At 67.4% G+C, this 24752-nt stretch carries 22 protein-coding genes; 14 read left to right on the top strand and 8 right to left on the bottom strand.

Annotated features, from left to right (window positions below; translation table 11 throughout):
* The first annotated feature begins 49 nt into the window (after positions 1 to 49).
* Entirely contained in the window at positions 50 to 1732 is a 1683-nt protein-coding gene (locus H6717_37735) for a hypothetical protein (GenBank protein MCB9582842.1), read from the top strand.
* Positions 1733 to 1735: 3 nt separating this feature from the next.
* On the opposite strand, the gene H6717_37730 is transcribed toward H6717_37735, so the two are convergent.
* The gene (locus H6717_37730; protein ID MCB9582841.1) at positions 1736 to 2644 is read right to left on the bottom strand and encodes an SUMF1/EgtB/PvdO family nonheme iron enzyme; all 909 of its coding nucleotides are present in this window, start codon (positions 2642 to 2644) and stop codon (positions 1736 to 1738) included.
* Positions 2645 to 3228: 584 nt separating this feature from the next.
* Here H6717_37730 and H6717_37725 point away from each other — a divergent pair.
* Both H6717_37725 and H6717_37720 read left to right on the top strand, forming a co-directional pair.
* On the top strand, positions 3229 to 3963 hold the full coding sequence (locus H6717_37725) for a hypothetical protein (protein MCB9582840.1): 735 nt from the start codon (positions 3229 to 3231) through the stop codon (positions 3961 to 3963).
* 26 nt (positions 3964 to 3989) lie between these two features.
* Positions 3990 to 5024 (top strand): hypothetical protein, encoded by a 1035-nt coding sequence (locus H6717_37720; protein MCB9582839.1) that lies wholly within the window; start codon positions 3990 to 3992, stop codon positions 5022 to 5024.
* 3 nt (positions 5025 to 5027) lie between these two features.
* Here the strand turns inward: H6717_37720 and H6717_37715 are convergent, their stop codons facing one another.
* Positions 5028 to 6131: a hypothetical protein gene (locus H6717_37715; protein MCB9582838.1), complete on the bottom strand. Its 1104-nt coding sequence runs from the start codon at positions 6129 to 6131 to the stop codon at positions 5028 to 5030.
* Between the two features lie 16 nt (positions 6132 to 6147).
* The gene (locus tag H6717_37710; GenBank protein MCB9582837.1) at positions 6148 to 6294 is read right to left on the bottom strand and encodes a hypothetical protein; all 147 of its coding nucleotides are present in this window, start codon (positions 6292 to 6294) and stop codon (positions 6148 to 6150) included.
* Between the two features lie 451 nt (positions 6295 to 6745).
* On the opposite strand from H6717_37710, the gene H6717_37705 reads away from it, so the two are divergent.
* The 3 genes from H6717_37705 (at position 6746) to H6717_37695 (ending at position 10320) form a co-directional block, all read left to right on the top strand.
* Complete coding sequence (locus H6717_37705) at positions 6746 to 7798, top strand: hypothetical protein (GenBank protein ID MCB9582836.1); 1053 nt, start codon at positions 6746 to 6748, stop codon at positions 7796 to 7798.
* 118 nt (positions 7799 to 7916) lie between these two features.
* Entirely contained in the window at positions 7917 to 9029 is a 1113-nt protein-coding gene (locus H6717_37700; GenBank protein ID MCB9582835.1) for a PEGA domain-containing protein, read from the top strand.
* A gap of 967 nt (positions 9030 to 9996) precedes the next feature.
* Entirely contained in the window at positions 9997 to 10320 is a 324-nt protein-coding gene (locus H6717_37695; GenBank protein MCB9582834.1) for a hypothetical protein, read from the top strand.
* A 406-nt stretch (positions 10321 to 10726) separates the two neighbouring features.
* On the opposite strand, the gene H6717_37690 is transcribed toward H6717_37695, so the two are convergent.
* A complete protein-coding gene (locus tag H6717_37690; GenBank protein ID MCB9582833.1) occupies positions 10727 to 11092 on the bottom strand; it encodes a DUF559 domain-containing protein in 366 nt (121 codons plus the stop codon).
* A gap of 397 nt (positions 11093 to 11489) precedes the next feature.
* Here H6717_37690 and H6717_37685 point away from each other — a divergent pair, with 397 nt between their 5' ends.
* Complete coding sequence (locus H6717_37685) at positions 11490 to 12470, top strand: PEGA domain-containing protein (GenBank protein MCB9582832.1); 981 nt, start codon at positions 11490 to 11492, stop codon at positions 12468 to 12470.
* Positions 12471 to 12715: 245 nt separating this feature from the next.
* Here the strand turns inward: H6717_37685 and H6717_37680 are convergent, their stop codons facing one another.
* Positions 12716 to 14092 carry a DDE-type integrase/transposase/recombinase gene (locus tag H6717_37680; protein MCB9582831.1) on the bottom strand — a complete coding sequence of 459 codons (1377 nt, stop codon included), beginning with the start codon at positions 14090 to 14092 and terminating at the stop codon, positions 12716 to 12718.
* 285 nt (positions 14093 to 14377) lie between these two features.
* Between H6717_37680 and H6717_37675 the strand changes: the two genes are divergently transcribed.
* Entirely contained in the window at positions 14378 to 15367 is a 990-nt protein-coding gene (locus H6717_37675; protein ID MCB9582830.1) for an Rpn family recombination-promoting nuclease/putative transposase, read from the top strand.
* Between the two features lie 33 nt (positions 15368 to 15400).
* On the opposite strand, the gene H6717_37670 is transcribed toward H6717_37675, so the two are convergent.
* Entirely contained in the window at positions 15401 to 15757 is a 357-nt protein-coding gene (locus H6717_37670; protein ID MCB9582829.1) for a DUF559 domain-containing protein, read from the bottom strand.
* A gap of 397 nt (positions 15758 to 16154) precedes the next feature.
* On the opposite strand from H6717_37670, the gene H6717_37665 reads away from it, so the two are divergent.
* Positions 16155 to 17108 carry a PEGA domain-containing protein gene (locus H6717_37665; protein MCB9582828.1) on the top strand — a complete coding sequence of 318 codons (954 nt, stop codon included), beginning with the start codon at positions 16155 to 16157 and terminating at the stop codon, positions 17106 to 17108.
* A 308-nt stretch (positions 17109 to 17416) separates the two neighbouring features.
* Positions 17417 to 18754, top strand: a complete 1338-nt coding sequence (locus H6717_37660) for a hypothetical protein (GenBank protein ID MCB9582827.1) — start codon at positions 17417 to 17419, stop codon at positions 18752 to 18754.
* Between the two features lie 29 nt (positions 18755 to 18783).
* On the opposite strand, the gene H6717_37655 is transcribed toward H6717_37660, so the two are convergent.
* Positions 18784 to 19149, bottom strand: coding sequence for a DUF559 domain-containing protein (locus tag H6717_37655; GenBank protein MCB9582826.1), 366 nt, complete (start codon positions 19147 to 19149; stop codon positions 18784 to 18786).
* A 395-nt stretch (positions 19150 to 19544) separates the two neighbouring features.
* Here H6717_37655 and H6717_37650 point away from each other — a divergent pair, with 395 nt between their 5' ends.
* Entirely contained in the window at positions 19545 to 20525 is a 981-nt protein-coding gene (locus H6717_37650) for a PEGA domain-containing protein (GenBank protein MCB9582825.1), read from the top strand.
* Between the two features lie 13 nt (positions 20526 to 20538).
* Complete coding sequence (locus H6717_37645; protein ID MCB9582824.1) at positions 20539 to 22062, top strand: hypothetical protein; 1524 nt, start codon at positions 20539 to 20541, stop codon at positions 22060 to 22062.
* A gap of 43 nt (positions 22063 to 22105) precedes the next feature.
* Here H6717_37645 and H6717_37640 read toward each other — a convergent pair whose 3' ends face one another.
* On the bottom strand, positions 22106 to 22471 hold the full coding sequence (locus H6717_37640) for a DUF559 domain-containing protein (GenBank protein ID MCB9582823.1): 366 nt from the start codon (positions 22469 to 22471) through the stop codon (positions 22106 to 22108).
* A gap of 392 nt (positions 22472 to 22863) precedes the next feature.
* Here H6717_37640 and H6717_37635 point away from each other — a divergent pair, with 392 nt between their 5' ends.
* Entirely contained in the window at positions 22864 to 23856 is a 993-nt protein-coding gene (locus H6717_37635) for a PEGA domain-containing protein (GenBank protein ID MCB9582822.1), read from the top strand.
* 10 nt (positions 23857 to 23866) lie between these two features.
* A complete protein-coding gene (locus tag H6717_37630) occupies positions 23867 to 24664 on the top strand; it encodes a hypothetical protein (GenBank protein ID MCB9582821.1) in 798 nt (265 codons plus the stop codon).
* Positions 24665 to 24752: the final 88 nt, after the last annotated feature.

Here is a 24752-nt window from a genome sequence, read left to right as displayed (position 1 = left end):
CACTCCAAAATCCGCGCAACCCGTGCACAGCCAGGCCGAAGGGGAGGGCATGCACATTTCCGCACAGGCTCTCAGGGCTCTCATCGGTTCGACTTCTTTGGTTTTGCTCGGCGCCACGGCCGCCTGCTCCAGCGATAGCTTCGACGGCCACCCCGGCGGCTCGGGCGCAGCCTCTGCGTCGGGCACCGGCGGCGAGGGCAGCGGCGGCGCGAGCGGCATGGGCGGCGCGTCCACCGGCAGCGGCGGAAGCAGCACCGGCGGCGGAAGCAGCACGGGTGGCGGAAGCAACACCGGCGGCGCGGCGGGCAGCCCGCCGCAGTGCACGCCCACCGGCACGGAAGATCGCCCGGACGACGACTTCACCGACGAGAACTGCGACGGCATCGACGGCACGGCGGCACAGGCCGTCTTCGTGGCGCCCAGCGGCTCGGACAGCGCGGACGGCAGCATGGCCACTCCGGTCCACACGCTGAAGAAGGCCATCGCGCTCGCGAAGGCCAACGCCAAGGACGTCTACGTGTGCAACGGCACCTACACCGAGAACGTCGTCATCGACGCTGACGACGTCGCCCTGTTCGGCGGGTACGACTGCGACAACGGCTGGTCCCGCAGTCACGAGCGCGCGGTCGTCGCGCCGGCCCAGGGCGTCCCGCTGCGCATCGACAACGTCAACGGCGCCTTCGTCGATCACCTCGAGCTCGTCGCGCCGCCCGGCGTCGCCCCGGGGGAGAGCTCGATCGCCGGCGCCATCGTCGACTCCACGGACATCGTCTTGAACCGCTCGGCGTTCATCGCCGCCAACGGCGCCAACGGCAAGGCCGGCGCCGCCGCGGCCGCCGTGACCACCCCCGCAATGGCCGGCGCGCAAGGCACTTCAATCGGGGGTCCCTACTGCTCCATTGAGCCCTTCCAGGGCGAATGCACGTCAATGGCGATGGGTGGCCAGAACGCAGCTCTCACCTCCTGCGCTGGCGGCGCAAAGTACCGTGGCGGCTACGGCGGCACCGGCGCCAACTACTTCAAGAAGGCGCTGGCCAAGCCGGGTGTGCACGGCTACCCACTCGGCGGAAGTGGCGGTGCCCTGGGCAGTGTTGGCGGCGACGGCAGCGCTGGCAGCGTGGGAGCTCCTGGAGAACCCGGCGGCGCCTTCGGTAGCATCGTCAACGGCGCCTACATCTCCGACAACGACGGCACGGATGGCGGGCCGGGCACCAGCGGCCTGCCCGGCGGGGGTGGCGCTGGCGGCCTGAGCGACTGCACCAACGACATCTGCATGTTCTTCTACCTTGGTGGCGGCGGCGGCCAGGGTGGCTACCCCGGTTGCGGTGGCGATGGCGGCCTCGCGGGCGAAGGCGGCGGCGCATCGATCGCGCTCATCGTCGAGCACAGTCTGGTGTCCGCCAGCGAAACCCGCTTCGAGACCGCGTCCGGCGGCAACGGCGGCAACGGCAGCGCGGGCGCTGCGGGTCAGCCCGGCGGCAGCGGCGGCAAGGGCGGCAGTGGCCACGGCAGCTACCAGAGCGGCAAGAACGGCGGCAAGGGTGGCAACGGCGGCAACGGCGGCGCGGGTGGCCCCGGTGGCGGCGGTCCGTCGATCGCGGTGCTGACCGTCGCCAGCGCGCCCACGCTCACCGCCGTCACCTTCCAGGTCGGCACTCCCGGCACCGGCGGCAAGAGCGGCGTCATCACCGGCTCCACGGGCAAGTCCGGCACGGTGGTGGAGGCGCAGTAACGTTCAGCCCGGCGGGATGGTCAGCTCCTGGCCGGGCTGGAGCGGATCCTCCGGGGAGATCTTGCTGGCTTCGCAGATGTCGGACACCGAGACGCCGTACTTCTTCGCGATGCCCCACAAGGACTCCCCGGACTCCACCACGTGCGTGCGTGTCTTTCCGTTGGCCGGTTTCTTCTTGGGCGCTTGCTTCTTCACCTGTGCATCCCCCGCGCCGCCGGAGCAACAGCGAAAGCCGATCGAGTAGTCGTGGTACTTCGTGTTGTGGCCGGTCGTCAGGTAGCTGCAACCACGCCCGTGCAGCTCGTTGTCCAGGTAGTACCCACCGCGGAACACCCCGGTGGGGTTCGCCGTCCATTCGTGCAGGTTGCCCACCATGTCGTAGGCGCCAAAGCTGTTTCGACAACGACGAAACTGTCCGGTGCGCGCCAAGCTACCGGGCACCTTGTTGAGCCGCGGATCGTTCATCGCTTCGATGCCGAACACGTCCAGGCCATCCCCGGCGCCGTGCAGCTTGCGGAGCGGTGACACGCCCTTGTCGTTGCAGCGTCCGTCCTGGTGCTCGTCGCCATAGGGATACAGCGTGGGCGAGCGCCCTTTGCAGGCTTCCACCCACTCGTCGTCCGTGCACAAACGCTTGCCCGCCGCCTCGCACGCCGCCTCGGCTTGTTCCTGGCTGATGTACGCCTGCGGCACCACGCCCCGCCGGCTCCGCGCACGGATGCGCTCCCCCTCGTTCGGCATGTGATACGGCGACTGCCGCCGCCGCGTGCGACCGCGCGCATCCACCACGTCCACGCTCGCTTCGTACGCGTCGATACAGAACTTGCCGTGCACGCTCACCATGCCCGCCGGGCACCCGCGCCGCTTCGCTTCCGCCCGCGGCACGAGCCCGAGCGGCAGCGCGCACAGCACCAGCGCCGCGAGCAGCGCACCCCGCCCGCGTGCCCCAGCAGGCAGCTGGATCTCCGGCAGCGAACGCAGGGCGGCAAGCGTCAGAGCGCCGAGCAGTTTGACGGATCGAAGGGTTCGAGGCTTCGGGGTGCAGCAGAAGGCGCGACGACGAGGAATACTGGAGTATTGCGAGGAGGAGCAACGCCGCGATGCGCCCCGCAGCCGTGGAAGACCGACGGGAGTCAAACTGTTCGGCGCTCTAGCACGTTGATTCTGCCGGGCCAGATTTCTTGGGCGCGGCGACTCGAGGGGACCTGCAGATCTTGGGTTTTGTTGGTCCGCCGCGGAAACGGGAACACACCCGGCACGACGCTGTCGTACCCGCGATGCTACTCTCGTCGGCCGTGCGCTTTCGTCTGATCGCCGTCGCCCTCGCCGCCACTGGATGCAGCGGTCCCACGCGGCCCGCGCCGAAGCCGCCCGCGCCGCCGCAGAAGGTCGCGGCCACGCCGGCCGCGCCGGCGCCCAGCGCGGAGCCTGCGCCGGATCCCGCGGTCGCCGGCACGCCGTGCGGCGCCCTCGAGTGCCGCTCCTTCGACGACCCCGTGCAGGCGTTCCGCGCGGTGCTCGCGGCGGACCAACCCCAAGCTCTTGGAGTGGGTGAAGCCCACGCCCAAAAGGGAACGGAGGACATTCCGTCTTCCACCAAGCGCTTCACGGAGCAACTCTTGCCGGAGCTCCGGGGACAGGCCAGCGATCTGATCGTGGAGCTGCTGCTCCCGGACGGCACCTGCAAGAAGACCGCGCAGAAGGTCGAGAAACAACAGAAGCCGGTGACGGAGCCGCAGGCGAAGTCGAACCAGAACGAGTTCGTGACGCTGGGCAAGGCCGCGCGCGCGTTGGGCGTGATCCCGGACGTGCTGCGACCCACGTGCGACGAGCTTCAGCGCATCACGGAAGCGGGCGCCGGGGACATCGGCATCATGCTCCAGACCATCGCGCGGCTCACGCAAAAGAAGGTGAGCACGCTCCTGGCGCAGAACGCAAAGGACGGCAAGCCGGCGATGGTCGTGGCCTACGGCGGTGCGCTGCACAACGACCTGCACCCGAAGGAAGAGCGCGCGGCGTGGAGCTACGGACCGGCCCTCGCGGAAGCGACGCACGGGCGCTACACGGAGCTCGACGTGATCGTGCCGGAGTACATCAAGGACACGGAGGCTTGGACGTCCTTGCCCTGGGTCAAGTACTACGACCGCGCCAAGCTCGGAGATCGCGCGGTGCTGTTCCAGGTGAGCCCGCGCTCCTGGGTGCTCGTGTTCCCGGAGACGAAGCAGCCCTGATCCACGCGCGGTGCTAAGCTTTCGGCATGCTTAGACCGATCTACGCCGCGGCGGCGGCGTGCGCGTTGATTGTCGTTGGATGCGGGGGCAGTGAGTTCACGGCGGGCTCGGGCGGCGCGGCGGGCACAGGCACCGGCGGGCAAGACGGCGGCAGCACCGGCGGCAGCGGCAATGTCGGCGGCGGCGGCACGGGCAACGTCGGCGGCGGGGGCGCCGCGGGCGCGGCCGGCAGCGCTGGCACCGGCGGCGTCCCGGTGACCTGCGCGGGCGACACCACCTGCGTCGCGCCGGCTCCCAGCGGCTGGACGGGCCCCGTGACGTTGCGACAAGCCGACGCCTGCGCGGCACCCTTCGCCGTGGCGGCGTTCACCGGGGGGGACACTCCCGTCGGCGCGCCCCCCACCTGCGACTGCGCCTGCGATCCCACGCCGGTGCACTGCACGGCCACGCTTCGAGCGACGGGCGAGGTCTGCGTCGGCGCCGCCAACTGCGGCACCAAGGACCTCGCGAATGGGCAGTGCACCATTCTCGGCGGTTGGCTGGACAGCTGCATCGCGCCCGGCGCGGAGGTCACCGTCTCGGCATCGAGCAGCTGCGCCGCCATCGCCGTCAAGGCGACCGCCGCACCCGAACCCACCTGGAACAAAGCGTACACGGCCTGCGCGGCCCAGAACGCTCCCACTTGTGCTGGCGGCGGCACCTGCCTACCCACCACCGCCACGCTATGCATCGCCACGAATGGCGACCAGGACTGTCCCGGAGCGCCCTACGTGAACAAGACCCTGGTGTTCACCACCATCAACGACACGCGCGGCTGCCAGAAGGGCTCGTGCTCCTGCGGCACCCCGAGCTGCGCAGGGCAGGTGAACCTCTACGGCGCCAATAGCTGCAGCGGTGGCGGCTCCACGGTAGGCGTGCCTTCCAGCTGCGCCGCGGTTCAGGGCCTCACGGGCGCCAGCACCGCGGAGTACACGCAGACGGTATCCTGCACGAAGTCCGGCGCCCCCATGCTCACGGGCGAGCTCGGCCCCACGGATCCAAAGACGGTCTGCTGCATGTAGCGCTCAGAACGCGCCGCTGACCGACAAGAACGCGCCGCCGCCGGCCATGGGCGATGGCGCCACGCGCAGCGTACGAGCCACGGACTTCTCTTTCGGCTGCCACAGGATGAACGTCGCCGCCGTGGCCGCCGCACCCACCCCCGCGCCGATGAAGCCGATGGTGCTCAAGGTCTTGGAGCGATCCCGCTGGTCGCTCAAGCTCGAGAGCTGGTCGCAGTAGTCCTTCAGATCCGTGTCCGTCGGATTGCTGCAGGCCGCGTCCGTGTTGGTCGCCCCGGGGTTCAGGGTCTTGTATTGCTTGTCGACGGCCGCGCTGGCTTCGTCCACCTGGTCCTGCGCCTTGCCCTTGTCGATGGCGAAGTACACGCCCGTCCCCAGCGCCACCGCGGTGAACGCCCCTTCGCCGATCAGCACCCAGGTGCGCGTCGACCAGCCGCTGCTGCTCGTGCTCACGGTTCCCGTATCGCCCTCGGGACCCGGGCCGGCGCCCCCCTTGGGATCGTCCATACTGGTCTTGGCGAGCAACGGAAGAGTTAGCGGTATGCCTCGAGTCTCGCCTTCGGCGAAGGGTACGACCTGTTCATATGTTTGTCGGCCCGGCGCGGAAACGACGATCTTGTGCTTGCCCGGATTGACCGGCACGCGTTGATGCGTGAGCGCGGGCGCCACTTTCTCGCCGTCCACCTCGAGGGTCACGTCCTTCACGCCGTCGGGCAGCACCAGGTTGAAGCCCGGCACCCGCTTGCGCAGGGAATCCCGCGCGGGCCCTACCAGCTCCGCCACGTCCGCAGCGGCGGCGCCGTGCTGGATCATCTCGTCCGCGCGGTCGTAGTCCACCAGCGCTTCCACCAGCTTGCCCTGCTGCTCTTGGCAGTAAGCGACGTGATAGCGCAGCCCAGGGGTCTCTTTGATGGCGAGGGCCTCCCGGAGCTTGGCCTCCGCCTGGTCCCACTTCTTGTCGCCTTCCAGCTGCGTCGCCTCGCGGAACAGACGCCGCGCCACGGCGATCTCCGCCGGCGAGGGTTCCGCCGCGTGCGCGACGCTCGAGAAAGAGATCCCACCCAGGCTGACCATGGTGGCCAGAAGCAAGCACCGTACGAACTTCATCGGGCAGCGCATTGTGTCAGTCGCTGTCCGTCTTGCCAAAGGTCCCGTCACCCAAACGCCCACCGGTCCGTCCCCGCCCCAAGGGCCGCCCTTCCCTCGGCGCCTCCACCTCCAACACCCGGGCGATCTCGACCCCCGCCGCTCTCCCCGCTCTCCTCGTCATGGCGGGGGACTTCGGAGCGCGCTCGTTCCCAGTTGCGCACCCCAGCTGCGCACGGGTCCTCCGACTTTCCGGCCCGTTGCGCCCACGGACCTGCCCCGGACACCGATCTGCGACAGATCCGGTCGTAGGTTCGCCTCCCCGTTGGCCGTCACCGAGGGAAGTCTCCGATATCCCTGCGCTTTCCGAGGTAGAATGCCGCGTTGCGGCAAGCGCTCCCTCTCATCCCACCGGCTTCAGGGTCGGCTCACCTGTCCGGCCCCCGAACCAAAAAGCCGGTGTGGCCGCACAGTGCACGCAACCGCGGCCCGTCCCCGCCGAAGGGTGTAGGCTTCTCTCCGCGGCGGATCTGCCCGGCTCGGAGGGGAACTTGCCTGGAGCGCCCCGAATGAGCGAATCAACGGACCGGTTCCGCCACCCGGCACACAGGTCGAGGCCGCACCCCGCGTCAGTCATGAAGGAGCAGAAAACGCCCCCGATGCCCATGCTCGCGGATACCCCGCGGGAGGGCACTCCGTCCTTTGACGATCTGGACTCCGCCATGGCGGAAGACGCGCCCCCGGTTCCCGAGGTCGGCCCCACTCCGGACTACGCGAAGGAGTACGTCGGCCCACGTCCCCTCGCCAAGCGCACGGATCACAAGACGACGGAGCTCCAAGCCGTCAAGGTCGCGCCCGAGGCGGACCCCCGCCGCGCGCCCACGCAAAAGAACCTGCGCACGCTGCAAAGGGAAGGCGCCGGCGCCGCCCCTGTGGCGGCCACGGCCACCACGGACACTGCAGCGGCAACCGGCACCGCGGACGCAACCACCGCCGGCGCCTCCAACGCCGCCACGCCCAATACGACGCCAAGCGCCGACACGACGATTCCCGACGCGGGCCCGCTGCCCTCAACACCTGACGCGACGAGCACCGGCGGCGCCGTCGCCGCCGGCGCCGCCATTGCCGCCGCGGCACCCGCGCCCGAGTCGAGCCCTTCGCCCACGGTCGTGCCCAGCGGTCACGCGGACATCGAGCCCGGCCCTGAATCTCAACGCCCGTCCCGCGGCGCGATGCTCTTCGCGCTGTTCGGTCTCGGTGCGTTCATCATTGCGCTCATCGTCTGGGTCGCGACGCGGGGACCTTCCACGCCCTCCGAGCCCAGCGCGGCAACGGAGCCCACGGGAGCTTCCGCGCCCGCACCAACACCCACTCCCAACCCAACGGCTGCGGCCACCCCCGCCCCCGGCACCCCCGCCACTGCTGGCACGGCGGCAAGTGCGGAAGAGCCTTCGCCCTCCGCAACGGAAGCACCCGAGCCCAGCGCGGCCCCGGCGGAAACGGCCGCGGCCGAGCCCACGGCCCCCGAGCCCACGGCCAAGCCTGCTGCACCGAAAGCCACGGCCAAGCCCGTCACGACGTCCAGCAAGCCGATCACCAACACTCCGCCGAGCAAGCCCACGGCAAAGCCCAACTCCACGGGCCCCGAAACCCCCGGGCTCCCTCCGGCCAAACCCATCAACGAGTAGCGCAAACACCCGACTCCGAGACATCGACGAGTAGCGCAGACAATCGTCTCCGAGACATCGACGAGTCGCGCAGACATTCGACTTCGAGACATCGACCTCGCAAAGCCAAACGCTCGCAATGATCTTCCTTCGCACTGGCATTCGGACGCAGGCGCGCCTTCTCACGTCGGCGCTGTTGCTGGCCGCTTCCACAGCGGCCCCCACCACCTCCGCCCAGCCCGCCCCCCAAGCCCTCTCCCCCGCCGACTCCGACAAAGCCGATACCCTCTTCAAGAGGGGCAACGAGCTTTACAAGGAGAGGAAGTGGAAAGAGGCGTACGAAAAATACGTCGAAGCCTTCAAGCTGAAGCAGAGCTACGACATCGCGGGAAACCTCGGTGATGTCGAGCTGACGCTCGGCAAGCCGCGCGATGCAGCGGAGCACCTCGAGTACTCGTACCGCAACTGGCCCACGGGCAAACAAGAGGCGCGCCAGCGCACGCTCGAGCGCCTCAGCCAAGCGAAGAAGCTCGTCGGCGCTCTCGAGATCTCCGTCAATGTCGACGGCGCAGAGATCACCGTCAACGACGCCGCAGCCGGCCGCGCACCGCTCAACCACGACGTGTTCGTCGAAGCCGGCGCCGTCAGCATCTCCGTCACGGCTCCCGGCTACGCCACGGAAACCAAGACCGTCCCCGTCGCCAAGGGCGAGTCGCGCAAAGTCGCCATCGAGCTAACGGCCGACGGCAGTGCTGGCGCTGCCACTGGCGGCAACGGCGGCAACGGCGGCTCTGGCGGCGCGGGTAACAACGGTTCCGGCGGAGACAGCGGCGCCGCCGGTTCCGGCGGCACCTCCGTCTCCACCGACGGCATGTCCACGAAAACGGTGGTGATGATTGCAGAGGGCGGTCTTGCTGCGATCGGCCTCGGAGTTGGCGTTGGATTCGCTCTCGCGTCATCCTCTGCCAAGGATGATCGGGATTCGTTGAAGGACCAATCCGTCCAAGAGCTCGGAAAGAATGGGTGCGCGGCTCAACCCGACGCACAAGTCTGCGTCGACCTCATGGATGCGGCGAACCGTGCGAAGGACGATTCGACGATCAGCACAGTCGGCTTCATTGGAATGGGCGTTTCTGCCGTTGCTCTGGGCGCCACTTGGCTTCTTTGGGACGAGAAGAAGCCAAGTGAGAACCAGACTCGAGTGTACGTCGATCCTTGGACCAAGTCCGTTTCCGTTGCCGGCCGCTTCTAACTGGAACTGCTTGGAGACTTTGAAATGGGGATGAAGGGAAGCACGACCATGACGCATCGCGCACTTGTATCCATCTCGGCACTCTTGTTCGCGGCGTCTGTGAGTGCCTGCGGTTCGGATTTCACATGTGACGACACCAACAACTGCTCGGGCACGGGTGGTTCTGGCGCAACGGACGGGGGAGGAGCGACTTCGGGCACCGGAGGGTCAGGAAACACGAGCGGAACGTCCGGCACAGGTGGTGCCGCAGGTGATGGCGGGTCCTGTGACACCACGAAGTCACCCAGCGAAGAAGGCTGCTTGATTGACAGCCAGTACGGTGTCTTTGTGAGTCCAGACGGGGACGACACGTCCGGTGACGGCACCAAGGACAAGCCGTTCAAGACCCTGTCAAAGGCGTTGGACTCTGCCGCCTCTGGACAGAAGCGAGTCTTTGCATGCGCAACCGCGGGTTCCTATTCCGGCGCGGTCAACGTGAGTAGCGCTCACGATGGCGTGTCGCTCTACGGCGGCTTTGATTGCTCTACCTGGGCCTACAGTGCTTCGACTCATTCCGTCATCGACGGCGGAGAGACGAGTCTTTTGAAGATCGACGGTGCTACCGGTTTCGACATCGAGGACTTCGACGTAGTTGCGTCGGATGCGGCCGCGGGCTCCAGCATCGCTGTTTGGATCAATGCTTCAACCGGTGTGACCCTCCGTCGCGTGAAGGCAGAAGCAGGCAAGGGAGCGAAGGGGGCGGACGCCACGCCGTTTACCGTGGCTGCCAAGGCTGGCACACAGGGTAACAAGGGGAGCGACGCTTGTTCTGATCCCACGAACGGCGGCGCCGCGGCCACGACAAGTTGCTCACCTGGAACGAGCACTGGTGGAAAGGGCGGAACCGGCGCGAGCGGCGTGGATCCAGGAGGGAACGGGAGCTCGGGCCAAACCGGCACCGCCGGCGAGCCTGGGTTTGGCGAAACGCTTGCTGGCTGGTCATGTGCCGTCGGCGGTACCAACGGCGGCGGAAACGCAGGAGCTTCAGGCGGCGCAGGCGGCCCGGGCGACGGCGGCTCCGGTGCAGGGGCGCTTAGTAGTTCAGGGTTTGCGCCAGCCGATGGAAACGCTGGAACGGCGGGAGGCGCGGGACAAGGTGGTGGCGGAGGTGGTGGTGCGAAGGCGCCTGCTGTGTGCACCGGAGGACCGGTGGTTCCAACCGGCGCAAGCGGCGGTTCCGGAGGGGGCGGTGGTTGCGGCGGGGAAGGGGGGCCTGGCGGCAAGGGCGGAGGCGCGAGCATCGCACTGGTAAGTGTCAATTCGACCATCACGTTCGACTCCGTCGAACTGGTCGCAAAGGAAGGTGGCGGTGGGGGCAATGGCGCAAACGGGCAAGCCGGAGGCAATGGGGGCGGCGCAGGACCAGCCGGAACCAAGAACGGAACCACCGCGAAGAATGCGTGCCCTGGCGGGATTGGCGGAGAAGGCGGGGCCGGTGGACCCGGTGGCGGTGGCGCCGGCGGGCCGAGCATCGGGCTGGCCTATGTCGGAACGAAGCCCTCAGGCGCGCCAGCAGTGACCACGGCAACGACACCAACGACCGGTGGGCTTGATGGCCTTGGCCAGTCCACCCACGCAGGCAGCGACGGCTTGGTAGAGAACGAACACGCATTCTAGCCACATCGCGGAGCGGAGGGTCAGTCATGCAACGGCTCACATCAGCCACGCGCCCCCAACGCTTGGCGGATGCGAGCGACAGCTTCCGGCAGCCGATGCACGACGAGGCCTGCTTCCAACCGCAGCACGCGCCAGCCAAGCCGGGCCAGGTCCCGGTCTCGGCGCTTGTCGGCGGCCTTTCGCGCGACGTGATAGCCGCCATCCACTTCAACGACCAAGCGCATGCTGGGGGCAGCGAAATCTGCAATGTAGCGGCCGATGGCCACTTGCCGCCGGAAGGCCACGCCCAGCTTGGAGCCACGGAGCTCTTGCCACAGCTTCTGCTCGCTGAACGTGAGTTGTTGCCGCAGCGCATGGGCACGAGCGCGAGCAACTGGCTGAGCGGACTGACGATGGGGGCGACGCATGTTGACCTCCTGTCCCGGCTCGCGGCCGGGCTTCGCCCTTCCTGGCGCAGGCTCCATGACGCGCCCTCGGGCCGAGGCACGCATGCACACGCCTAGCCTCACCGTCACTGCACGACTCACGCCGGGGCGCGGCAGGGAGCGTGCGCCTCTCGGCGGAGCCCGGTCGCGAGCCGGGACAGAGCGGAAGGCGCGGCGCCCCCAGCGTCGGTCCCGAAGCCTCGCGAGCGCGAGCACCTTCCTGTGGCGAGCGCAGCCAACACCACAGGCGCACACAGCATTCATCGCGACCCTTCACGCGCCCACGACGAATCCCGTCGCCCCTGTCTCCCCGGAACCACCTCCCCCGTCACCTTCACCCATCAGCCCGGAACCACCTCACCGGCGCAGCCCCTCCCATGTGCGCGCAGGCCCCGAAGGGGCCGAGCACACATTTGGGAGGGGCAAGCCGCGCGCAGGGCCCGAAGGGCCCGAGCACGGCGGGGGTGGGCATCAAAAGCAAAGCTACGACATCGCCGGCAATCTCGGTGATGTCGAGCTCACGCTCGGCAAGCCGCGCGATGCAGCGGAGCACCTCGAGTACTCGTACCGCAATTGGCCCACGGGCAAACAAGAGGCGCGCCAGCGCACGCTCGAGCGCCTCAGCCAAGCGAAGAAGCTCGTCGGCGCTCTCGAGATCTCCGTCAATGTCGACGGCGCAGAGATCACCGTCAACGACGCCGCAGCCGGCCGCGCACCGCTCAACCACGACGTGTTCGTCGAAGCCGGCGCCGTCAGCATCTCCGTCACGGCTCCCGGCTACGCCACGGAAACCAAGACCGTCCCCGTCGCCAAGGGCGAGTCGCGCAAAGTCGCCATCGAGCTAACGGCCGACGGCAGTGCCGGCGCTGCCACTGGCGGCAACGGCGGCAACGGCGGCGCGGGCAACAACGGCTCCGGCGGAGACAGCGGCGCCGCCGGTTCCGGCGGCACCTCCGTCTCCACCGACGGCATGTCCGGCAAGACCGTCGCTCTCATCGCCGGCGGCGCTCTGACCGTCGCAAGCGCAGCGACGTGGATCGGGTTCTACTTCGCACAGAAGTCAACGAAGGACGACGCAAACGGATTGCTGGACCAGATCGGCGGGGAACTTGGGCCGAATGGTTGCAGCAGTCAGCCGGACCATTCGCTGTGCACCCAGCTGGCAGACAAGAATGATACCGGCAAGACACAAAAGACCCTCTCCACCATAGGAGGCATCGGGTTCGCGGCCTTTGGGGCAGCGACGGCCGCTGTCTGGTTCTTGTGGCCGGATGAGAAGCAGGATTCCGCGGTGACGCCCCAACTCGCGCCGACCATTGCGAAGGATGAGATTGGGGTCACGGTTAGAGGAAGCTTTTAGGCGAGGGATGGTCATGGTGCGCAACTGGATTGGTTTCTTTGCGGTTCTGTGCGGTTCGGTCGTTGTGACGACGGCGGGCTGCGCAAATGAAGACTTCTGTAGTGGTTCAGCGAATTTTCGCGGTTATTTCTGACTGATTTTCCGCGCGCAGGACACACGCCAGTAGTACTCGTTCAACGCGTTCCCGAGCTGCGGGTACACGTTCGCCTTCGGCAACGCGTACTCAGCTCCGCAGGGCGCGGGTCTCAAGCGGCTTTGCGCAACTCGATGACGGGGAGATGGGGGAGACCCGGCGCGTGGCCGAGCACGAGTCGCAGTTTCTCATCGCGTTGTCCCCGCGGCATTCGCGACGCTGCAGCTATTGAGGGGTCCGGAGATCGTGCACGCGGACGGTCACACGGCCTCTGGTGCGGCGGACGCCTGCCGTCGAAGACTTCACTCGGGGTTGCGCCATCAAGCCCTTGGTGCGGCCGAATGTCGTTGTACCAATCGACGTAGCGCGAGCAGAGCTCCGCCATGGCGCCAAGGTTGATCACCACGCCGCGCCGTTCGGGCCCGAACGCTTCCTCTTTCAAGCTGCGCCAGAATCGTTCCACGATGGCGATGGAGCCATGCTTGCCCACCGCTCCGTAGCGGGGCTTCACGCTCCACCGCTCACACCACCGACGGTACTTCTCCCGAAACTGCGCGCCTTGGTCCGTCACCGTGTACTTCGGCGCGCCGCCGGCACGGCGGCGCGCCCTGTCCAGCAACCGACACACCTGCTGCCCTGACGGCTCTCTCGTGTACACCCCGATGGCGAGTATCCGGCGCGAGAAGTGATCCATCACCACCGACAGCCAGAAGCAGAAGGGCCAGACCTGAAGCATCGCTCCCGGAAACCACGGCACCCAGAAGCCCACCGCCGTCGGCACTACGGTGTGGTCCAGCCCCCACACGTGGCTCTCGTACTTCGCGATCACCGTCCTTCCCGACGCGGGACTCGCGCTCTGGGGCTCCGGCGCGGGCGGCGGGGGACGCTTCGAATCCGGCTTCTCTTTCAGCTTCCTCGCGACGGTGCTTTCCGCGAGCCGCAGGCCTGCACGCGCAAGAATCTGCGCGATCCGCTTCTTACCCATCTGCGGACAGTGCTTGCCCACCTCTCGGACCATCTCCCCCACGAGGTCATCGAGTCGATTGACCGGGCGGCGCATCGCCAGCAGCGCCTTCTCCCCGCCTTCGTCCAACCGCGACAGCCACCGCTCGACCGTAGCCACGGTCACCAGGAAGCGCCTCGCCACTTCCTCCGTGCGGAGGCCTCGTCGCGTCTTCTCTTCCAAGATCTCCAGCCGCTCCTTCGGCTTGTAGTGCGGCCGCTGCGCAGCGGGCATCCGTGCGAAACGCGCCCGCAGTAGGCGCGCCTCGCGTTCGGAGCTCCCGCCGATGAGCGCGATCGCCTGCTCCCCACCTGTCGCCGCGGCGAGGGTCACGATCCCGCGATACGCCAGTCCAAGCGCGCACAGCCACCCGCGCTGCACGACCTCCGGCCAGCTTCCCGGCACGGGGATCTCCTCGGGCCTCATGTCGCAGTCCCAGCTCGTCCATTCGCTGTCGTCCTCGACGACCTCAACCTCGCCTTGCATGTTCGTGACTTTCCGTCGTCTTCTTCCAAAGCCACAACTTCCGGCAGAGGCCGAGTGCAGTAGTCCCGCGTTTCGGCGCGCTCTCAACGCGCCGACACCTCCAGCTACGGAAGGCGGTGCACTACCAACGCAGCATCCACGAGCGCCACCAACACAGCATCCTCGAGCGCCACCAACACAGCATCCTCGAGCGCTACCAACACAGCATCCTCGAACGCATCCCCGAGCGGTTCCGGGGCGCCCGCGAACAGCCCCGCGCAGTCCGGCGCGGTGTACGATGCGCCCATGGACAACCCGCACGATCGCTTCTTCCGTCACGTGTTCTCCGATCCCGAGAACGCCGCTGGCGAGCTCAAGACGATCCTTCCCGCCGAGCTGTCCGCTCACATCGCCTGGTCCTCGCTCCGGCTCGTACCCGGAAGCTATGTCGATGCTGAGCTCAGCGACTTGCGCTCCGACGTCTTGTTCGAGACCAGCCTCGACGGCCGGCCGCTCCTCATCTACTTCTTGCTCGAGCACCAGAGCAGCTTCGACCGATGGATGCCGCTCAAGATGCTCGGCTACATGCTCCGCATCTGGGAGGACTTCCACAAGAAGCACCCCGACGCTCAGTTGCTCCCTCCCATCGTTCCGGGCGTCGTCTACCACGGCGACCGCGCGTGGCCGCCTCGGATGCTCTTCATGGACCTGCTCGACGTCGACCAGGCCCTGCACAAGCTCCTCGCACCCCACGTCCCGGAGTTCGAATTTCACGTCGATGATCTCTCCGGCGCTCAAGCCGAGTCTCTTCGCGCCCGCGCCATGACCGCCATCGCCCAGCTGTCGCTCTTCTGCCTCAGCCGTGCCCGCAAGAGCGGCGACGTCGCCGCAGAGCTGGCTCAGTCCTGGCAAGATCGCATGCGGGAGGTGGCCGATGCTCCCAACGGCGTGGCGGCACTCGGCACCGTTTTGCGCTATCTTCTCGAGGCCAGCGAAACTCCCCCCGAGCGAGTCAGAAACCTCGTCCGGCAGCTGGGACCCAGAGCCGAGGAAGCTTTCATGACCGGTGCACAGATTCTCAGAGCTGAAGGCGAAGCCAAGGGCAAGGCCGAGGGCAAGGCCGAGGGCAAGGCCGAGGGCAAGGCCGATACTCTCCTGAAGCTGCTGGAGTTGAAGTTCGGAGAGCTGCCGGACGCCACCACTCACCGTGTGCGTGGCGCGACCCTGGAGCAGCTCGACTCCTGGGTCGAGCGCATCCTCTCGGCAACTTCGCTCGAGGACGTGTTCGCGAGCTGAGCGCGCTGCACACGACGAGCGCGCTCCTTCAGCTCACGCCAACGCCCGACGCACCAACTCCAACGCCTGCGGCAGATGATGCGCGACCAACGTGGCTTCCAACCGCAGCACGCGCCAGCCAAGCCGGGCCAGGTCCCGGTCCCGGCGCTTGTCGGCGGCCTTTCGCGCGACGTGATAGCCACCATCCACTTCAACGACCAAGCGCATGCTGGGGGCAGCGAAATCTGCAATGTGGCGGCCGATGGCCACTTGCCGCCGGAAGGCCACACCCAGCTTGGAGCCACGGAGCTCTTGCCACAGCTTCTGCTCACTGAACGTGAGTTGTTGCCGCAGCGCATGGGCACGAGCGCGAGCAACTGGCTGAGCGGACTGACGATGGGGGCGACGCATGTTGACCTCCTGTCCCGGCTCGCGGCCGGGCTTCGCCCTTCCTGGCGCAGGCTCCATGACGCGCCCTCGGGCCGAGGCACGCATGCACACGCCTAGCCTCACCGTCACTGCACGACTCACGCCGGGGCGCGGCAGGGAGCGTGCGCCTCTCGGCGGAGCCCGGTCGCGAGCCGGGACAGAGCGGAAGGCGCGGCGCCCCCAGCGTCGGTCCCGAAGCCTCGCGAGCGCGAGCACCTTCCTGTGGCGAGCGCAGCCAACACCACAGGCGCACACAGCATTCATCGCGACCCTTCACGCGCCCACGACGAATCCCGTCGCCCCTGTCTCCCCGGAACCACCTCCCCCGTCACCTTCACCCATCAGCCCGGAACCACCTCACCGGCGCAGCCCCTCCCATGTGCGCGCAGGCCCCGAAGGGGCCGAGCACACATTTGGGAGGGGCAAGCCGCGCGCAGGGCCCGAAGGGCCCGAGCACGGCGGGGGTGGGCATCAAAAGCAAAGCTACGACATCGCCGGCAATCTCGGTGATGTCGAGCTCACGCTCGGCAAGCCGCGCGATGCAGCGGAGCACCTCGAGTACTCGTACCGCAATTGGCCCACGGGCAAACAAGAGGCGCGCCAGCGCACGCTCGAGCGCCTCAGCCAAGCGAAGAAGCTCGTCGGCGCTCTCGAGATCTCCGTCAATGTCGACGGCGCAGAGATCACCGTCAACGACGCCGCAGCCGGCCGCGCACCGCTCAACCACGACGTGTTCGTCGAAGCCGGCGCCGTCAGCATCTCCGTCACGGCTCCCGGCTACGCCACGGAAACCAAGACCGTCCCCGTCGCCAAGGGCGAGTCGCGCAAAGTCGCCATCGAGCTAACGGCCGACGGCAGTGCCGGCGCTGCCACTGGCGGCAACGGCGGCAACGGCGGCGCGGGCAACAACGGCAACGGCGGAGACAGCGGCGCCGCCGGTTCCGGCGCTGCAAGTACTGATGGCGAGCGAAGCATGTTGCCCGTGTGGATCGCGGGTGGCATTGGCGTTGCAGGTGTTGCGACCGGCACCGTGTTCATGCTCACAGCACATGGGGCACGAAGCGACCGCGACGACAAACTGAACACGTTGCCGGGAACTCAGCCCTGTGCAGCGGGCACGCCGTTTGCGGACCAGTGCGCAGAGATTGACGACCTTGATTCTAAGGCAAGCCGAAACCAGACGATTGGTGTGGTCGGATTGGCGGTTGGTGGGGCGGCTCTCGCAGGCGCCGCCATCTACTATTTTTGGCCGAGCGAGAAGCCTCCGAACGCGACTTTGGTGCCTGAAGTTGCCGGGCACTCCGCAGCTATCAAACTGCAGGGAAGTTTCTAGCCTTTCCAGGGGAGACGAGCATGAGAAGTGTATCGCGTGACTTCGTGGCCTTGCTTGCCGTTGTCGGCTTGGGTGTCTTGCTGAGCGGGTGCGGCTCTGATGATTGCTCGAATACGGGCTCCTGCGGATCATACACAGGTGGCGCAGGAGGCAACGGCGGCGACTCAGGTAGTGGAGCGACTGGTGGGGGTGGCACTGGCAATACGAGCGGAACTAGCGGAACCGGCGGCACAGCCGGCGACAGCGGCACCTGTGACACCAGCAAGTCTCCTGGTGACGAGTCCTGTCTCATCGACGAGCAGTACGGTGTGTTCGTCGATGCCGGCAGCACGGCCGGTAGCCCTGACGGCACGCGCACCGCACCGTACAAAACCATCGCCGACGCCCTGACCAATGCGGGCGGCAAGAAGATCTACGTCTGCAACACCGACGGCGACTATGCCGAGGACGTTGCGCTGACCGCCTCCTTGGACGGCACTACGCTTCACGGCGGTTTCAATTGCGCAGATTGGACGTACGACACCGCAACCAAGGCTGTCGTCAAAGGCTCCGCCACACCATGGATCATCGACAACCTCGCGGTCGGCACCACCATCGAAGACTTCGACATTCAGGCCGCCAATGCCACCGGTGACGGCGCTTCCAGCATCGCGGTCGCCGTCACCAGCTCGGCAAACGTCGTGCTCCGCCGACTCAAGATCACCGCCGGGAACGGCGCCAAGGGCAAAGACGGAACGGACGGCGCGAAGGGTACGGATGGTGCGGATCCCGGAACCAGCCAAGACGGAAAGCCCGCCTGCACCGGATCGGGCGGGCAGCTAGCTGGCGGGGAATGGTCGGCTCCGAGCGGATGTGGGTCCAACGGCGGACTCGGTGGTCTGGCCAAAAAGGACGCGCTTGCGGATGGGGGCAGCGGCGACGACGGCACACCAAAGACTTCGGTCACGCCCCCCAACTTCAGCAACGGAGGCGCGGGCGCGACTCTCGCAGGGGCGAGCGGAAGCGCGGGCCAGTCTGGGGCGAACGGCGACGCTGGCAACCTCGGACAGGCAGCCTCTGCAATTGGGATGTTCGCGGTGGGCTCATACTCGACGGCTGACGGCGACCACGGACTTGACGGTCACACGGGACAGGGCGGTGGTGGAGGTGGAGCGAGCAAGGGCACGGGAACGTGCAATGGCGCGTCCGGCGCCGCGGGCGGCATGGGAGGCTGCGGCGGCAAGCCAGGCACGGGTGGTCAAGGCGGTGGTGCGAGCGTCGCGCTGCTGTCGTGGCAAAGCTCCATCACCCTCGATTCCTGTGACCTGAACGCTGCGACGGGTGGCGTTGGTGGAAAGGGCGGAAAGGGTGGCGACGGCGGTGCCGGCAAGTCTGGGGGTACTGGCGGGCCAGGTACAGGTGGAATCGGCGGCGGCGGAGATGGCGGGAAGGGCGGTACGGGTGGCCCTGGTGGTTCCGGCTCAGGCGGTTCCGGTGGCCCATCGTACGCGCTCGTGTGGAATGGCACCGCCCCACTCCAGAACGGCGCCGTGAATCTCAACAAGGGAGCCGGCGGCGCAAAGGGTGTTGGCGGCCAAGTCGTTGGCCTCCCCAAGGCACCGGACGGTTCGGACGGCGACTCCGCCGAGAGCTACGAGCAGAAGTAGGCGGAGGCTCAGTCATGCAACGGCTCGCATCAGCCACGCGCCCCCAACGCTTGGCGGATGCGAGCAACAGCTTCCGGCAGCCGATGCACGACGAGGCCTGCTTCCAACCGCAGCACGCGCCAGCCAAGCCGGGCCAGGTCCCGGTCTCGGCGCTTGTCGGCGGCCTTTCGCGCGACGTGATAGCCGCCATCCACTTCAACGACCAAGCGCATGCTGGGGGCAGCGAAATCTGCAATGTAGCGACCGATGGCCACTTGCCGCCGGAAGGCCACACCCAGCTTGGAGCCACGGAGCTCTTGCCACAGCTTCTGCTCACTGAACGTGAGCTGTTGCAGCAGCGCATGGGCACGAGCGCGAGCAACTGGCTGAGCGGACTGACGATGGGGGCGACGCATGTTGACCTCCTGTCCCGGCTCGCGGCCGGGCTTCGCCCTTCCTGGCGCAGGCTCCATGACGCGCCCTCGGGCCGAGGCACGCATGCACACGCCTAGCCTCACCGTCACTGCACGACTCACGCCGGGGCGCGGCAGGGAGCGTGCGCCTCTCGGCGGAGCCCGGTCGCGAGCCGGGACAGAGCGGAAGGCGCGGCGCCCCCAGCGTCGGTCCCGAAGCCTCGCGAGCGCGAGCACCTTCCTGTGGCGAGCGCAGCCAACACGACAGGCGCACACAGCATTCAGCGCGACCCTTCACGCGACCACGACGAATCCCGTCGCCCCTGTCTCCCCGGAACCACCTCCCCCGTCACCTTCACCCATCAGCCCGGAACCACCTCACCGGCGCAGCCCCTCCCATGTGCGCGCAGGCCCCGAAGGGGCCGAGCACATTTGGGAGGCAAGCCGCGCGCAGGGCCCGAAGGGCCCGAGCACGGCGAAGTGGGCATCAAAAGCAAAGCTACGACATCGCCGGCAATCTCGGTGATGTAGAGCTCACGCTCGGCAAGCCGCGCGATGCAGCGGAACACCTCGAGTACTCGTACCGCAATTGGCCCACGGGCAAACAAGAGGCGCGCCAGCGCACGCTCGAGCGCCTCAGCCAAGCGAAGAAGCTCGTCGGCGCTCTCGAGATCTCCGTCAATGTCGACGGCGCAGAGATCACCGTCAACGACACCTCCGCGGGCCGCGCACCGCTCAACCACGACGTGTTCGTCGAAGCCGGCGCCGTCAGCATCTCCGTCACGGCTCCCGGCTACGCCACGGAAACCAAGACCGTCCCCGTCGCCAAGGGCGAGTCGCGCAAAGTCGCCATCGAGCTAACGGCCGACGGCAGTGCCGGCGCTGCTGCCACTGGCGGCAACGGCGGCAACGGCGGCGCGGGCAACAACGGCAACGGCGGAGACAGCGGCGCCGCCGGTTCCGGCGGCACCACTGTCTCCACCGACGGCATGTCCGGCAAGACCGTCGCTCTCATCGCCGGCGGCGCTCTGACCGTCGCAAGCGCAGCGACGTGGATCGGGTTCTACTTCGCACAGAAGTCAACGAAGGACGACGCAAACGGATTGCTGGACCAGATCGGCGGGGAACTTGGGCCGAATGGTTGCAGCAGTCAGCCGGACCATTCGCTGTGCACCCAGCTGGCAGACAAGAATGATACCGGCAAGACACAAAAGACCCTCTCCACTATAGGAGGCATCGGGTTCGCGGCCTTTGGGGCAGCGACGGCCGCTGTCTGGTTCTTGTGGCCGGATGAGAAGCAGGATTCCGCGGTGACGCCCCAACTCGCGCCGACCATTGCGAAGGATGAGATTGGGGTCACGGTTAGAGGAAGCTTTTAGGCGAGGGATGGTCATGGTGCGCAACTGGATTGGTTTCTTTGCGGTTCTGTGCGGTTCGGTCGTTGTGACGACGGCGGGCTGTTCAAGTGAGGACTTCAGCTCGTGTGAAGCCAACGCGAACTGCGCGGGCGGAGGCGGGACTGACGGCGGCACGGGTGGTAGCTCTGGCACCGGCGCAACAGGCGGAGGCGGCACCGGCAACACCAGCGGCACTTCCGGCTCCGGTGGCGACGGTGGCGGTTGCGACACCTCTGCTGACCCCAGCACCGAGAGCTGTCTCGTCGCGGATGACTACGCCATCTTCGTCGACGGCACCGCCTCCACCACTGGCGACGGCTCCAAGGCCAGCCCCTTCAAGACCATCGGCGAAGGGCTCGCCGCAGCAAAGTCGGCAGGCAAGCTCGTCCTCGTTTGCGACACCAACTACGACGAGCAGCTCAACATCGACGCTGGTGTTCGTCTCTACGGCGGCTTCAAGTGCACCGATTGGACCTACGAGTCAGGACAGAAGGCCGTCGTCAAACCCGCCGCCAAGGGCTACGCCCTCGAGGTCTCGGCGGTCACCAATCCCGTCGTCATCCAAGACATGGAGTTCGACGCTCAAGACGGTACTGACCCGGGCGAGTCCAGCATCGCAGCGTTTGTTCACGACTCCACCGGCGTCGCCTTCGATCGCGTCGCTTTCGTCGCAGGCAAGGGCGTCAAGGGCAAGGACGGCGTGGTCGTGCCTGTAGCGTTCGAGACCGACCAAGCCAAGCTCAATGGGCTGGACGCCGACCAGGACAAGAGCGGCGGCGGGCAGACTTGTCCATGTCAAGCTGGTGGCCAATCGAAGGGCGGGGATGGGGGCGGACTTGCGCAGGGTGGAGGCAACGGCTTGCCAGCTCTCGGTGGGGGGCAAGGTAGCACTGCCACCGAGTGTACGAACAATGGTCTGAATGGCCAGAAGGGCACTGACTCCACACCCAAACCTGCCGCCGGCGGTGCGACCACTGTCGGAACGCTCGCGTCCGCCGGATTCACTGGCTCGGATGGCGGTACTGGTGCGAACGGCGACCCTGGCCAAGGCGGCGGTGGTGGCGGTGGCTCGGAGAGCACCTCGCCTGGTGGCGGTAGTGGTGGTGGCTGCGGTGGCTGTGGTGGCAGTGGTGGTCCGGGTGGGGGAGCAGGCGGTTCGAGTATCGCGCTCATGACATTCGCGTCGACAGTGCAGACGAACAACTGCTCGTTCACCGCAACTGCTGCTGGTGATGGCGGCAAGGGCGCGGCGGGACAAGCAGGCGCGACACAGGTTGGCGGGGGCGGCAATCCAGCTACGTTCGGCTGCAAGGGTGGCCAGGGCGGCAAAGGCGGCGCTGGCGGCGCTGGCGGCGGAGCGGCCGGCGGCATCTCAGCCGGCATCCTGTCCGACACCACCTCCGCCATCACTGACAACGGCGGCACGTTCACGCACGGCGCGGCCGGCCAAGCCGGTGCAGGCGGCGTTGCAACCAACGGCGGCGTGCCGGGCATAGCGGACGACAAGGTCCAGCTCTGACGCACAAGCAGCACTGAGGTTGCCAGTCATGCAACGGCTCGCATCAGCCACGCGCCCCCAACGCTTGGCGGATGCGAGCAACAGCTTCCGGCAGCCGATGCACGACGAGGCCTGCCTCCAACCGCAGCACGCGCCAGCCAAGCCGGGCCAGGTCCCGGTCTCGGCGCTTGTCGGCGGCCTTTCGCGCGACGTGATAGCCGCCATCCACTTCAACGACCAAGCGCATGCTGGGGGCAGCGAAATCTGCAATGTGGCGGCCGATGGCCACTTGCCGCCGGAAGGCCACGCCCAGCTTGGAGCCACGGAGCTCTTGCCACAGCTTCTGCTCGCTGAACGTGAGTTGTTGCCGCAGCGCATGGGCACGAGCGCGAGCAACTGGCTGAGCGGACTGACGATGGGGGCGACGCATGTTGACCTCCTGTCCTGGCTCGCGGCCGGGCTTCGCCCTTCCTGGCGCAGGCTCCATGACGCGCCCTCGGGCCGAGGCACGCATGCACACGCCTAGCCTCACCGTCACTGCACGACTCACGCCGGGGCGCGGCAGGGAGCGTGCGCCTCTCGGCGGAGCCCGGTCGCGAGCTGGGACAGAGCGGAAGGCGCGGCGCCCCAGCGTCGGTCCCGAAGCCTCGCGAGCGCGAGCACCTTCCTGTGGCGAGCGCAGCCAACACCACAGGCGCACACAGCATTCATCGCGACCCTTCACGCGCCCACGACGAATCCCGTCGCCCCTGTCTCCCCGGAACCACCTCCCCGTCACCTTCACCCATCAGCCCGGAACCACCTCACCGGCGCAGCCCCCCCATGTGCGCGCAGGCCCCGAAGGCCGAGCACACATTGGGAGGGGCAAGCCGCGCGCAGGGCCCGAAGGGCCAGAGCACGGCGGGTGGGCATCAAAAGCAAAGCTACGACATCGCCGGAAACCTCGGTGATGTAGAGCTGACGCTCGGCAAGCCGCGCGATGCAGCGGAGCACCTCGAGTACTCGTACCGCAACTGGCCCACAGGCAAACAAGAGGCGCGCCAGCGCACGCTCGAGCGCCTCAGCCAAGCGAAGAAGCTCGTCGGCGCTCTCGAGATCTCCGTCAATGTCGACGGCGCAGAGATCACCGTCAACGACGCCGCAGCCGGCCGCGCACCGCTCAACCACGACGTGTTCGTCGAAGCCGGCGCCGTCAGCATCTCCGTCACGGCTCCCGGCTACGCCACGGAAACCAAGACCGTCCCCGTCGCTAAGGGCGAGTCGCGCAAAGTCGCCATCGAGCTAACGCCCGACGGCAGTGCCGGCGCTGCCACTGCCGGCAACGGCGGCAACGGCGGCGCGGGCAACAACGGCTCCGGCGGAGACAGCGGCGCCGCCGGTTCCGGCGGCACCTCCGTCTCCACCGACGGCATGTCCGGCAAGACCGTCGCTCTCATCGCCGGCGGCGCTCTGACGGCCGTCGGCATTGGCGTTGGCGTGTACGGCGTGCTCAAGAAGGGCAAGGCAAAGGACGACGCCGACTCACTACGCTCGGATCTGGAGCAGCAGGGTGGCGCGTCCGCTTGTTCTGGTGCTTCTCCGCCTAGCGGATGCGCGGATCTTCAGGACGCGCTCGACAGGCAGGATTCCGGAAGCACACTAACCACGGTGGGATTCATTGGCGCAGGCGTGTTCGCGGCCGGCACCGCCGCGGTCTTCTTCCTATGGCCGGACGAGCCAACCAATGACTCGGCACGTGCTGGCGGCTGGCGCCCCTACGCCACGACGCCTTCACGCGGTCGCGGTGCTTTCTTGGGTGTAACGGGATCTTTCTAGGAGGGCAGAGATGTCGCTTTTCGTGAGGCGCCTTGCTGGCGTTGGTGTTTCGACCGCGTTCGTGATTGCGATGGGAGGGCTCACAGGTTGCGGGAGCAGCGACTCTGGCTGTGAAGACTCCCTGACCTGCGGCTCAGGCGGAACTGGTGCGACTGATGGCGGGACAGGCGGCAGCTCGGCCACTGGTGGCACCGGCAACACGAGCGGAACTAGCGGGACCGGCGGCACAGCCGGCGACGGTGGCACCTGTGACACCAGCAAGTCTCCTGCTGACGAGTCCTGTCTCGTTGACGAGCAGTACGGTGTCTTCGTCGATGCCGGCAGCACGGCCGGCAGCCCTGACGGCACTCGCACCGCACCGTACAAGACCATCGCCGACGCCCTGACCAATGCGGGCGGCAAGAAGATCTACGTCTGCAACACCGACGGCGACTATGCCGAGGACGTTGCGCTGACTGCCACCTTGGATGGCACTACGCTTCACGGCGGTTTCAATTGCGCAGATTGGACGTACGACACGGCAACCAAGGCCGTCGTCAAAGGCTCCGCCACGCCGTGGAGCATCGACAACCTCGCAGTCGGTACCACCGTCGAAGACTTCGACATTCAGGCCGCCAATGCCACCGGCGACGGCGCTTCGAGCATCGCGGTCGCCATCACCAGCTCGGCAAACGTCGTGCTCCGCCGACTCAAGATCACCGCCGGGAACGGCGCCAAGGGCAAAGACGGAACAGACGGCGCGAAAGGGTACGGATGGTGCGGATCCCACGAGTGCGCAGAACGGAGCCGCCTGCTCAGTGCTCGGTGACTGGCGGGACGAAGGACCCTGGCAAGTGGGATAGTGCTAGTAGCTGCGGTTCAACCGGCGGACTCCGGGGGGAACAGGTGGGGTTCGA

It is taken from the genome of Polyangiaceae bacterium (assembly GCA_020633235.1).
Taxonomy (GTDB): Bacteria; Myxococcota_A; Polyangia; order Polyangiales; family Polyangiaceae; genus JACKEA01.
The sequence above is the reverse complement of the archived record's forward strand: the minus strand, read 5'-3'. Positions and strand labels throughout refer to the sequence as shown.

Excerpts from the sequence above, each read along its gene's own strand:
- H6717_37735 (MCB9582842.1), top strand. The coding sequence starts at position 50 with ATGCACATTTCCGCACAGGCTCTCAGGGCTCTCATCGGTTCGACTTCT.
- H6717_37720 (MCB9582839.1), top strand. The coding sequence starts at position 3,990 with ATGCTTAGACCGATCTACGCCGCGGCGGCGGCGTGCGCGTTGATTGTC.
- H6717_37715 (MCB9582838.1), bottom strand. The coding sequence starts at position 6,131 with ATGAAGTTCGTACGGTGCTTGCTTCTGGCCACCATGGTCAGCCTGGGT.
- H6717_37710 (MCB9582837.1), bottom strand. The coding sequence starts at position 6,294 with ATGACGAGGAGAGCGGGGAGAGCGGCGGGGGTCGAGATCGCCCGGGTG.
- H6717_37705 (MCB9582836.1), top strand. The coding sequence starts at position 6,746 with ATGAAGGAGCAGAAAACGCCCCCGATGCCCATGCTCGCGGATACCCCG.
- H6717_37700 (MCB9582835.1), top strand. The coding sequence starts at position 7,917 with ATGATCTTCCTTCGCACTGGCATTCGGACGCAGGCGCGCCTTCTCACG.
- H6717_37690 (MCB9582833.1), bottom strand. The coding sequence starts at position 11,092 with ATGCGTCGCCCCCATCGTCAGTCCGCTCAGCCAGTTGCTCGCGCTCGT.
- H6717_37680 (MCB9582831.1), bottom strand. The coding sequence starts at position 14,092 with ATGCAAGGCGAGGTTGAGGTCGTCGAGGACGACAGCGAATGGACGAGC.
- H6717_37675 (MCB9582830.1), top strand. The coding sequence starts at position 14,378 with ATGGACAACCCGCACGATCGCTTCTTCCGTCACGTGTTCTCCGATCCC.
- H6717_37670 (MCB9582829.1), bottom strand. The coding sequence starts at position 15,757 with ATGCGTCGCCCCCATCGTCAGTCCGCTCAGCCAGTTGCTCGCGCTCGT.
- H6717_37655 (MCB9582826.1), bottom strand. The coding sequence starts at position 19,149 with ATGCGTCGCCCCCATCGTCAGTCCGCTCAGCCAGTTGCTCGCGCTCGT.
- H6717_37650 (MCB9582825.1), top strand. The coding sequence starts at position 19,545 with ATGTGCGCGCAGGCCCCGAAGGGGCCGAGCACATTTGGGAGGCAAGCC.
- H6717_37645 (MCB9582824.1), top strand. The coding sequence starts at position 20,539 with ATGGTGCGCAACTGGATTGGTTTCTTTGCGGTTCTGTGCGGTTCGGTC.
- H6717_37640 (MCB9582823.1), bottom strand. The coding sequence starts at position 22,471 with ATGCGTCGCCCCCATCGTCAGTCCGCTCAGCCAGTTGCTCGCGCTCGT.
- H6717_37635 (MCB9582822.1), top strand. The coding sequence starts at position 22,864 with ATGTGCGCGCAGGCCCCGAAGGCCGAGCACACATTGGGAGGGGCAAGC.
- H6717_37630 (MCB9582821.1), top strand. The coding sequence starts at position 23,867 with ATGTCGCTTTTCGTGAGGCGCCTTGCTGGCGTTGGTGTTTCGACCGCG.